The sequence below is a fragment of the Candidatus Hakubella thermalkaliphila genome (assembly GCF_013281975.1).
GTDB classification, from domain to species: domain Bacteria; phylum Actinomycetota; class Humimicrobiia; order Hakubellales; family Hakubellaceae; genus Hakubella; species Hakubella thermalkaliphila.
Map to the genome: position 1 here is coordinate 1 of NZ_BLRZ01000317.1, position 991 is coordinate 991.

Below are 991 nucleotides of genomic sequence, written 5' to 3' on the forward strand. Positions count from 1 at the left end.
ATTTGATTGACATAATACGTCCTCTCTTTACCCCTTGCTACTGCAAACTTCTGTGGCGTTGCCGGCCTACGGCCTGGAATCATGCTTATGAGTAAAACACTAAACACATTTTAACATATAGACACATCTATGTAAAGATATTCGCCAGAAGCTGAAAGTTCCGTTCCGAGCGTGATTGTAGCAGTAGATCACTGGCTGGCTAAATTATAACAAAAGATTTGGTGAAACGCAAGATATTGCGTCCTTATAAGGTTTGATTACGCAATATATTGAAATCTAGCGGGAGGTAGTAGCTATCACTTCATCTTCAATATTATTATAACCGGTGTTTTCACTCCATCCTTTCATTGCTGTAGCGTCATTCGCAGGATCAAGTAGGCGATGAGACCTATCGCAGGCTAGATACTATGTCGGCTCTTGATGTACAGGCATTGAAAATGTACTGCGGCAGACATCGGCTTTCCAGAGATTCCCCCTTTAGTAATGTCCCTCCGCGCCGAAAATCCCATGTTCGCATTGAAGTCCCTAGTGATTTTCATTGAAAGTTCTAGCCTGCCCGCGAGTAACCAGCAGGTAAGATCCTCCTATCAGAACAGCTCCCGAGAATATCTGGATCCAGGTTAGCCTCTCTCCCAGAAACAGGGAGGCCAGAGTTACTCCTATCAGGGGAGTCAACAACAGGAACGTATTAGTTAAGACGTTGCCTACCTTCTTGACATTGATGAAGAAAAGAGTGTGCCCAGCGGCAATGCCGATCAAGCCGGAGATAAGTAAAAACAAGTTAATTTTCCAATCGACCTGGAAGATTTGGCCAGGTTCACCATATATGGCCGCCGCCACACCAAATATTACAGTGGAAGAAGCCACGATGGCAAAGGTGGCAGCCAGAGGGTCCAGGTATTTGGTGGCCTTTGCTATGCCTACTGTATAAAGTCCATAGAGCGTGCCGGAAGTGATCAGAAGGAGAACTCCGGCGGTATGACCTTGAAGA

At 45.6% G+C, this 991-nt stretch carries 1 protein-coding gene; it reads right to left on the reverse strand.

Annotated elements, in window-relative coordinates:
- Positions 1-525: 525 nt before the first annotated feature.
- Positions 526-991: DMT family transporter (locus tag HW443_RS11840; RefSeq protein WP_176238289.1), on the reverse strand; the 466-nt coding region annotated here is incomplete at its 5' end.